This is a genomic window from Ruminococcus flavefaciens 007c (genome assembly GCF_000571935.1).
Lineage (GTDB): Bacteria > Bacillota > Clostridia > Oscillospirales > Ruminococcaceae > Ruminococcus > Ruminococcus flavefaciens_F.
The window spans coordinates 107109-116811 of the sequence record NZ_ATAX01000022.1 but is presented as its reverse complement, the minus strand read 5'-3'; the positions used below and the strand labels follow the sequence as shown (position 1 = coordinate 116811).

At 44.7% G+C, this 9703-nt stretch carries 10 protein-coding genes; 3 read left to right on the top strand and 7 right to left on the bottom strand.

Going from position 1 to position 9703, the window contains the following annotated elements:
- A partial coding sequence (locus RF007C_RS06925) for an alpha/beta hydrolase-fold protein (protein ID WP_037298550.1) occupies window positions 1-1375 on the top strand: 1375 nt, incomplete at its 5' end.
- 51 nt (window positions 1376-1426) lie between these two features.
- Here the strand turns inward: RF007C_RS06925 and RF007C_RS06920 are convergent.
- Window positions 1427-2038, bottom strand: coding sequence for a uridine kinase (locus RF007C_RS06920; protein WP_037298548.1), 612 nt, complete (start codon window positions 2036-2038; stop codon window positions 1427-1429).
- Window positions 2039-2097: 59 nt separating this feature from the next.
- Window positions 2098-3450, bottom strand: a complete 1353-nt coding sequence (locus RF007C_RS16450; protein ID WP_051456581.1) for a peptidoglycan DD-metalloendopeptidase family protein — start codon at window positions 3448-3450, stop codon at window positions 2098-2100.
- A gap of 229 nt (window positions 3451-3679) precedes the next feature.
- Between RF007C_RS16450 and RF007C_RS06910 the strand changes: the two genes are divergently transcribed.
- A complete protein-coding gene (locus RF007C_RS06910) occupies window positions 3680-3931 on the top strand; it encodes a heavy-metal-associated domain-containing protein (RefSeq protein WP_037298545.1) in 252 nt (83 codons plus the stop codon).
- A gap of 31 nt (window positions 3932-3962) precedes the next feature.
- Here the strand turns inward: RF007C_RS06910 and RF007C_RS06905 are convergent, their stop codons facing one another.
- The gene (locus RF007C_RS06905; protein WP_037298543.1) at window positions 3963-6344 is read right to left on the bottom strand and encodes a cation-translocating P-type ATPase; all 2382 of its coding nucleotides are present in this window, start codon (window positions 6342-6344) and stop codon (window positions 3963-3965) included.
- A gap of 170 nt (window positions 6345-6514) precedes the next feature.
- Between RF007C_RS06905 and RF007C_RS06900 the strand changes: the two genes are divergently transcribed.
- On the top strand, window positions 6515-7087 hold the full coding sequence (locus RF007C_RS06900) for a biotin transporter BioY (protein WP_037298540.1): 573 nt from the start codon (window positions 6515-6517) through the stop codon (window positions 7085-7087).
- 44 nt (window positions 7088-7131) lie between these two features.
- On the opposite strand, the gene RF007C_RS06895 is transcribed toward RF007C_RS06900, so the two are convergent.
- The 4 genes from RF007C_RS06895 to RF007C_RS06880 form a co-directional block, all read right to left on the bottom strand.
- Complete coding sequence (locus tag RF007C_RS06895) at window positions 7132-7983, bottom strand: patatin-like phospholipase family protein (RefSeq protein ID WP_019678364.1); 852 nt, start codon at window positions 7981-7983, stop codon at window positions 7132-7134.
- A gap of 70 nt (window positions 7984-8053) precedes the next feature.
- Window positions 8054-8284, bottom strand: a complete 231-nt coding sequence (locus tag RF007C_RS06890) for a hypothetical protein (RefSeq protein WP_037298538.1) — start codon at window positions 8282-8284, stop codon at window positions 8054-8056.
- A gap of 105 nt (window positions 8285-8389) precedes the next feature.
- Window positions 8390-8863, bottom strand: a complete 474-nt coding sequence (locus RF007C_RS06885) for a GNAT family N-acetyltransferase (protein ID WP_037298537.1) — start codon at window positions 8861-8863, stop codon at window positions 8390-8392.
- Between the two features lie 240 nt (window positions 8864-9103).
- On the bottom strand, window positions 9104-9697 hold the full coding sequence (locus tag RF007C_RS06880; RefSeq protein ID WP_037298534.1) for a DUF4364 family protein: 594 nt from the start codon (window positions 9695-9697) through the stop codon (window positions 9104-9106).
- Between the last annotated feature and the right edge of the window lie 6 nt (window positions 9698-9703).

Genomic DNA, 9703 nt, shown 5'->3' with positions numbered 1-9703 from the left:
CACACTTCAGTATACAGACGCAAACGGCAAGGATAATTACGATGAAGTAAAGACTGTTTCTGCTGCAAAGGGACAGTGGACAGATCTTTCAAATGCTTCATACACCATTCCTGCCGACGCATCGGGACTTGAGCTCTATATCGAAGCTCCCGACAGTCTCACTGACTTCTATGTTGACGGAGCTTACGCTGGTGTTAAGGGCACAAAGCCTCTGCTCAGCATTTCAAATTCAACCAATCCTACTGATCCTACCGATCCCACAAATCCTACTATCAATACAGGTATCAGAGGAGATGTAAATGAGGACGGCGTTATTGATTCACTGGATATGATCGCTCTCAGACGCGGAATAATTAAAATTATGTCAGGCGGCGGCATTGCACCTCCGAACTCCGATATAAACGGTGACGGCGACGTATCTGTAGCTGATCTTGTTGCACTCAAGAGATTCATCCTCGGCATCGATAAGAAATTCGCTGATCCCGTTACTACAACAACAGTAACGACAACCAAGATCACAACAACTACAACTACTTCAACACCTGCAACCGGCAAGAACCTCAATGAGCAGATCAGAAAGGATATGCCTACATCTGTACCTTCAGGCGCAGAGCAGAGCAACCAGTGCAAGGTCGAGAAGAAGACCTATATGTGTAAATTCACAGGCAAGCAGAAGAGCTGTAACGTTATCCTGCCTCCTAACTACGATCCCAGCAAGAAGTACCCTGTTATGTACATTCTCCACGGAATCATGGGAAGCGAAAACGATATGATGCAGGGCTTCGGTACTCAGGGACTTATGACCGGTCTTATGAAGAGCGGTCAGGCTGAGGAGTTCATCGCTGTTACACCTAATATGTTCACAAGCAAGACAATGAGCGGCCCCAACGGCATCAATCAGCAGACCTGTGAACAGTATGACAACTTCCTGTATGATATCTCCGAAAGTCTTATCCCCTTCATCGAGGAGAACTACCCTGTTAAGACAGGCAGAGAGAACAGAGCTATCACCGGCTTCTCAATGGGAGGACGTGAAGCTATCTACATCGGCCTCATGCGTCCCGACCTCTTTGCTTATGTTGGCGGAGCTTGTCCTGCACCCGGAATCACTCCCGGCAGCGATACATTTATGTCACATCCCGGCTGTATGAAGGAAAGTGAGATGAAGTTCAGAGACGTAGGTCCCGAGCCTAACGTATTCATGATCACAGGCGGTACAAACGACGGTACCGTAGGAACATTCCCCAAGCAGTACAGCGACATTCTCACAAGAAACGGTGTTGATCACGTTTACCAGTCCATTCCCGGAGGCCAGCATGGTGACAACAGCGTTAAGCCACATCTCTACACATTCTTCAGATATGCTTTCAAGTAAGCTGTCATGATATAGTAGAAATAAAACAGCGCTCTGTATGAGCGCTGTTTTTTATCGCTTTATGACCAGATCTGCTTTTTCGGCAGGTCTGTACTTATCCGCATAAAACCTCTCGGCAGGAAAGTATCTCTTTTCATATTTCTCACGTATAGCTGCCTCATCTCCGATATATCCGTCCCTCAGAAGCACTCTGCAAAGTCTCTCCTCTTCAGGAACATCGATATATATCATATAATCGAATAAGCCGTTCAGCTCTTCACGCTGAAGGAAAATCCCTTCCGTGAGAATGACGCTGCCAACAGGTATGTCAAGACGCTTTACGATATAAGAGTCATTATCCTTGTCATAGAGCTCCACAGGCGAAAGCGCCCTCCCATCCCTTGCAGGCCCGGCAACAGCTTCCGTGAAATGATCATAACGCCACTGCAAGTAGTAATACTGCTCCCACTGCGGATAGCTGTCATTGTACCTTACAGCTCTCGGATGTATAAAATCATCAATATGGAATATCTCTGTATTTATACCATTATCCTGCAATAGCCTCTTTATATCCTCGGAAACAGTGCTTTTTCCCGCACCGCCAAGGCCGTCAATACCGACCATGAATACGGAGCTGCCGTTTCTCCTTCCGATTATCTCCTCTGCTACCCTTACTGTATCCATTCAGTTCTCCTTATAAACAATAAAGGCAGTACCACCGCAGTGATACTGCCTTTGATTTTTCATGATGTTGCGTTAACAATTGCCTTTTTCAGTTCAATAAGATCAAAAACGTCAACTTCTCCGTCGCCGTTCATATCAGAATTCTCGTACTGCTCCTTTTTAAAGCTCTCCGAATTCTTCAGAAGATAGCTTTGAAGAATGACCGCATCCGATACATTCAGCTTATCATCACTGTTAAGATCGCCTTTTATCTTTTCAACAGGCTCTGTTTTGTCCTTGGCTATGTAAAAATCAGAGGAAATGAGCTCATAGGACTTGCCGCTCTTGTCCTCGGCTGTTATCTTGAAGGTGTACTCGCCTTCATTTAAGACACTGAACCTGATATTCTGGTCAAAGTATGTCGAAAGGTCATATTTCAGAGTATTGGGAGCAGCCTCAACGCACTGGCTGGTAGCTTCTCCGCTGCGGAAATAAACGCCCCCGTAAACCTTCGTTATAGGCAGATTTGAAGTAATGCTGCCCTTTACGGAGAAAGACTTGCCCTTGGGAAGCTCGCCCTCCGGAACTGTTGTATTCTCGATCTTCATATCCGACTCCACCTCAGGAGCTTTCTCTTTCAGCTGCATATAAGCCATTGAAGCATAGCCCTTCACACCGTTGTACTCAACATGAGCCCATTCGCCGTTGCCCTTGGTCACGGTAAACACAGCATTGGCAGGGATAGAACCGATTATGGAAGATGTCGTGTTGTGTCCCGACCTGATATTAAGGTAGGTAACAACATTCTTTGTGGTATAAGTACCAGCGTAGTCCTCTGTACACGAACACTCGGGAGTAGTTGTACCCGGAGCAGTTGTGCTCGGAGGAGTAACCGTGGTATTGCCGCTGTTGTCAGAATATGAAAAGTAACTGAGCGGATCATAATATGTTCTGGCAGGATAACCACCGAGAAGTGTATCACAGATACCGAAGTGGAGATGATTTCCCGAGGATTCACCTGTACTTCCGACCTTAGCGATAATGTCGCCCTGTTTTACCTTTGCGCCGGCGCTTGTATTCAGCTGTGACGCATGGGCATAGAAGGTATAGACCTTCAGATCCTCGTGATAAATGATGACCATATTGCCGTAAGCGCCCTTCCAGTCGGCAGAAATGACCTCTCCGCCGTATGCCGCGTAGATATTTGAACCTCCGGCAGCTTCTATATCTATTGCATTATGATAACCCGAGACATCATTGACATTTCTCTGCGGGTTAAAGTAAGTCGTAATGTTCTTGTACTTAGGATCAGTCGGCCAGACTGCATATACCGCAGCATGAGCACTGCCGCCGAATGGAGCACATATCTGTACTGTGAAAAGCATCGCCATGACCAGAAGCACGGCTGCCGCCCTTTTTATCACATTCTTCATAATATTTTCTCCTCACGTAGTAAAAAGTAACTCTGCAATTACTATATTACCATATTTTCGATGAAAAGTCAATCCGAAACTATAATTTTATACAAAGCAGTGTTTTTTTCACAGTTGTTTTTGAATAAAACTGTTGCATTAACAGACGATGTTCAAAGCACTTGACAATTGTAAATAAAAGGTTTAAAATAAATATGTCAGGATATACTAACCAAAGGAGGTATTTACTATGATAAAAACAACACTGAAGATCGAAGGAATGATGTGCGGTATGTGCGAAGTTCACGTTAATGATGCCATACGTGCAGCAGTTTCTCCGCAGAAAGTAAACTCTTCACATAAAAAAGGCATCACAGAAATAATCTCTGACAAAGAGCTTGACGCAGCATTGCTGAGGGAAATAGTTGAGAAAGACGGCTACAAGGTTCTCGATATCAAATCCGAGCCCTATGAAAAGAAGGGCTTTTTCGGCAGAAAATAAAGCAAAAGGCAGTGCATATGCACTGCCTTTTTTATGCTTCTTTAATAAAGAAATTACGCACCTTTCTGAAGATCAGCGTCAGATAGCGCAGACAGGGCTCTGCGATGATCGAGAAATTCACGCAAAGGATGATACAGCGGTTGGACATTGAAGTGATCGCAAACAGGTCACTGAAGAATATCATACAGCACACAAGTCCCACACCGCAGAATATCCATATACCAAGCTTGTACACATCAAGAGGCTTGGAGATCTGGTAGACGATCATCATACCGACAATACTCATAAGTATTGTCGAAGCCGTAGCAATGTCCGTAGGCCCCACACTGAAAATATTGCCGAAGTATATCATAGCTCCTACGATAATGACATCCGTCAGAGCAGCAGGAAGCGCTTTCAGCAGGATATTGGTGATAAATCTTCCGCGGATAAGATCCTTGTTGGGCATGAATGAAAGGAAGAACGCCGGAAGACCGATGGTAAATACGCTTATCAGCGAGATCTGCGAGGGCTCCATAGGATACTTCATGCCGAAGCATATTGACATTATCGCAAGGATAATGGAGAATATATTCTTTACGATGAAGAGACTTCCCGAGCGCTCAAGGTTATTGACCACCTTTCGTCCCTCGGCAACTACATCGGGCATCTTTGAGAAGTCAGACTCAAGGAGCACGAGCTGTGCAGCCTGTGCCGCTACATCACTTCCCGAAGCCATTGCAACAGAGCAGTCTGCATCTTTGAGTGCAAGAACGTCGTTTACACCATCACCCGTCATGGCAACAGTCTTTCCTGCCTTTTTGAGTGCTCTTACAAACTTTCTCTTTTGTTCGGGAGTAACTCTTCCAAAAACTGTATATCGTGTAACAGCGTCCTTTATGGCGCTGTCGGTATTAAGTGTAGTAGCGTCGATATACTCCCCCGCATTCTTTATACCTGCCTGCTTTGCGACCTCTGATACTGTCACGGGATTATCGCCGGAGATGACCTTGATCTCAACGCCCTGTTCCGCAAAGTATCTGAAAGTCTCGGGAGCATTCTCACGTATGGGATTTGAAAGAATAACAAAGCATACAGGATCAACAGCCGACAAGAGCTCCTTTCCGTCGGGAATACCGCTGTACTTGCCGAATGCCAGAACACGGTAGCCCTTTCTGCTGAACTCATCTATTCTTTCCTTGTATTCCGCAAGACGTTCCTTCAGAACAAACTCGGGAGCACCTATAACAAAGGCTTCACGATCAAAGGTAACGCTGCTGTACTTGAATTCGGAAGAAAATCCCGTAGTTGAAATAGCTATCCTTCCGGCAGGACGGTGGAAATGCTTCTTCAGGGCATTCATGGTCTGGTTGTCGGCGTCCTGAGCAGCCGCAAAATCGCTGAGCAGCCCGAGAACAGTATCCTCGGAGTATTCCTCGGAGGCGCGTATCACATCAGAGACTGTCATTTCGTTCTCGGTGATAGTACCTGTCTTGTCCACACAAAGAACATCGACACGGGCAAGAGTCTCGATACATTTCATATCATGGACGAGAACCTTGTTTATAGCAAGTTTCATTGCGCTTATAACCAGTGAAACACTTGCCAGCAGGAAAAGGCCCTCAGGGATCATGCCTATAACGGCAGCAACCATGGACTGAACGCTTTCTTTAATAGTATAATGGTTAATATAGAACGCCTGATAGAAAAGTATAAATCCGATAGGTATTATAGCAACACCTGCGAATTTTACTATCCTGTTGAGTGAGCGAATCATTTCCGACTGCTCGCCCTTGCGCGTCTTTTTCGCCTGGAGAGTAAGCTTTGATATATAGGAATGTCTTCCGACCTTTTCAAGTCTTGCACGGCAGGTGCCCGAAACGATATAGCTTCCTGACATCAGCGTATCACCCGGCTTTTTGGTTATTTCGTCGGATTCACCTGTAAGCAGTGACTCGTTTACCGAAACATTTCCGTCTACAACAATAGCGTCCGCGCATATCTGATTTCCAGCCTTGAAGATCACGATATCATCAAGTACAAGATCCTTTGACGGAACCGTAATTACCTCACCGTCACGCACGACTGAGGTAACAGGCGCGTTGAGTACACTTATCTTGTCCAGAACGGACTTGGAACGAAGCTCCTGTATGATACCGATAAGTGCATTGGCTATGATTACAGGCATGAATGTCAGGTCACGATAGGAGCCCACAACTATCAGAAGCACGGAAATGATAACGAAAATAAGGTTAAAGTAAGTAAAAACGTTATCCGCGATTATCTCCTTGACAGTTTTGGACGGCGACTCCACAGGCTTATTGTCAAGCCCCTCCTCCATTCTTTGCTTTATCTGAGATGAAGAGAGACCTTTATCATAATCTGCCTTGATACGCTTATAGTCGATAGCCTCTCTGAATTCACTGGTTTTCATTATGTTCTTAAACACCTCGCAAGATATACTTTTTTTATTATAACACGTTTTTTTAATAATTTCAAGGTGATAGACAACTTTTAAATGTCAACCTTTTTAAAAATAGTGGTTGACAAACTAAAATCAATGTGATATAATGTACTCACGTTACATGAAAGGAAAGATCAGATATGTCAGAAAGCGTAACGACAAAATCAGAAAAAAAGCATTTCACCACAAAGGAAATAGTCCTCACAGCAATGTTTGCAGCGATAATAGCGGTCTGCTCCTGGATAAGCATCCCCGCAGGAGAGATATCCTTCACTCTTCAGACCTTTGCAATATTCTGTGCCCTTAATATACTCGGCGGAAGAAACGCTTTTTTCTCCGTTCTGGTATTCATATTTCTCGGTGCCGTCGGTCTTCCTGTATTTACGGGCTTCAAAGGCGGTGTTGGAGTACTTGTGGGACCAACGGGCGGTTATATATTGGGCTTCTTGTTCATGCCGCTGGTATACTGGCTGGGTACAATACTGCTGGGCAGCAAGCTCCCGGTACGCATAATCCTAATGCTTGCGGGACTTATCGTTTGTTACCTTTTCGGAACATTATGGTTCGTATACGGCTTTTCAAAGGCAGGAAACGAAATGTCATTCCGTCATGCCATGGAGATATGCGTTATCCCCTTTGCTCCATTTGATTTGCTGAAGCTGGTATTTGCCGTTATCATAACAGAAAAAGTCAGAAAAATGCTGAAACTGTAAAAAATACCCGTAACTGTCATTTTACGATGGTTACGGGTATTTTTTTATTCTTCTGAGATAAAAGCACGCAATGCCTCAAGCTGTTCATTTGCAATGCGTCTGCCAATGCGGTAGACCTCTCGCATTACTTCCGGATCATGCTCCACATGACCGACAGGAAGAGCCTCAGAGGGTGCAATAACAAAAGCCTTTCCCTTTTCTTCCTCGCTTCTTATATGCTTCAGCTCTGAATTATACATCTTATGACGGTTTTCAGCAGCCCTGACTAGTTCGGGATACTTTCTGTACTTCAGCTTCATAAGCACCATACCGCTGGCAGGCTTTTTCACGTAATCACGCGGCTGAGTGAGGACAACCACGTTTTTGTCATATCCTCTGCTCTCCATAAACCTTAAGGGGATCGAGTCCGAGATACCACCGTCAAGAAGACGATAACCTCCTACCTCGACTATATGTGCAACAACAGGCATAGAAGCAGATGCTCTTATCCATTCCAGCTCATCGTAATTTATGGGACCGCACTTGTGGTAAACTGCCTTGCCCGTAGTTATATCCGTAGCCACAACCCAGAACTCCATAGGCGAAGCCTCAAATGCAGCCTTATCAAATATATCCAGCTCCTCGGGAACGGTATGATAGCAGAACTCCGCACCGAAAAGATCACCTGTCTTTATAAGCGAAAGCTTGCTGCAATAGCGCTTGTCTTTGCAGAAACGTGTATTATAGCGGATAGCACGCCGGATCTGTCCCGATTTATAATTGCAGCCAAAGGCAGCTCCTGCGGAAACTCCCACAGCGCCGTCAAGAATAATATCGTTTTCCATAAGAACGTCTATAACGCCTGCGGTAAAAAGTCCGCGCATTGCTCCGCCCTCAAGTACAAGTCCGTATTTCATATATTACTCCCTTTCAGTGTTCATTTTTTATTATGATTAAGAGGTAAGTATGCAGCGCAGCCATAAAAAGTTACGCATTGTACCTATAAAACAGCAGTTTGTCAAGTGTGATCCTTGGTCTCCAGTATTCTCTCGCCTTTGCAAACTCCTTATAGTCATTATACCACTGCCAAGATATGTCAAAGCCTCCGTCATCCAGCTGTATCTTCCCGAGGATTTCCCTTTCGGCGTTGATAAGCGGACGTATATCATCTGTAATGATGTTTCCGAACATACCGCAGAAGAAATCCGAACACGGCAAACTGCCTGCTACCTTGTACCGTTCCCGAAATAATAGTCATAAAGCGCCTTTTCAAGAGGCCTTGCATTTTTTTTGAACTGTTCTGCTTTTAGCGTATCCATGGTATCACCCGTTGTATAGCATTATGTATTCTTCTTCATTTTCGGAAACTTTCCTGAAACCGACTTTTTCGTACATCTTAACAGCATAATTGGCCTTCTGTACCGCTAAAGAGAGCCTTTTATATCCGAGTTCTCCGTATGTTCGGATAATTCTCCTCATAAGCCCTGTACCTATGCCCTTACCTCTGTGCTCCTTATATAGAGATATGGCGAGAGAAGGCGTTTCGTTGTCGATATGGCCGTAATCATTCATTATCCTGCCCCATACCGCACCGACTATACTACCGCCGTAAACCGCACACAGAGCCGCGTCTCCCTTTCTGCTGCCGAAGCCTTCCAGATATACCTGCAAATCAGGCTGACGGATAATGTCACGTGATGGCGCAGAAACGCCATCGGGAACGAATATCGCTTCATACAGAAAGCTTTCAAGAACAGAGTATTCTGTTTCGTCAAGAGGTCTGATGATGTATTCCATATTGTCTCCTGTGCATTAAATATAAGCAGTTTTTTCGTCCCTAAAAGTTGGAATATAACGTTTTCCCGTCCTTTATCATGTTCAAAAACACAACATTAACGTTTGTTTTGCATAGGAATATTTTAACATATAGTCAGATGAATGTCAACATCGCAGACTACCCGCATATCCGAAATAAAATGCTGTATAAAATAAATCTCCGAGAGCTGATGTTCCCGGAGATACTATACATATTTAACGTCAATTGTCGCTGAGGTCATAGGGCGGCTCTTCATTGGACAAAGCTACCTCTATCACCTTACCGTAAAATCCCGCAGGATTGAGAAGAATCTTTTCGCCGATGAGCTTAGCCTGTGTAAGATCGGGAGCATATAGCTTGAGATCCATAAGATCAAAGCTGGAGTCAAGACATCTTACATGAGTATAATAACCGCTGCCTACAGGCTCGTACTCTATCTTCAGCTCCTTTTCGTACTGGATACGGGCAAAATAACGCAGAGCTGCCAGCACAAGCTTGTCTCTGTACGACTTCGGAGCATAGTTCTTGAGCTGTTTTGCACATTCTCTTCCCATAGGGCTCAGCACGTAACACTCTTCGCCCTTATCGTCATTTTCAGCGGTGATATGGCCGTTTTTCAGAAGATAACCGATAGAGTCCTGATAGTAGAAATAATTTATGATGCCTGTGCCGATAGCAATATCATACAGCTGATCGGGACTTACAGGTCTGTCTATTTTATAAAGCAGATAGCACAGCAGTATATTTAGCGTGGGGACATCCTTTATTTCGGTGTCGGCACGTTCTGCCATTTTCATAATATTTTCGTCCTGCATAATTAT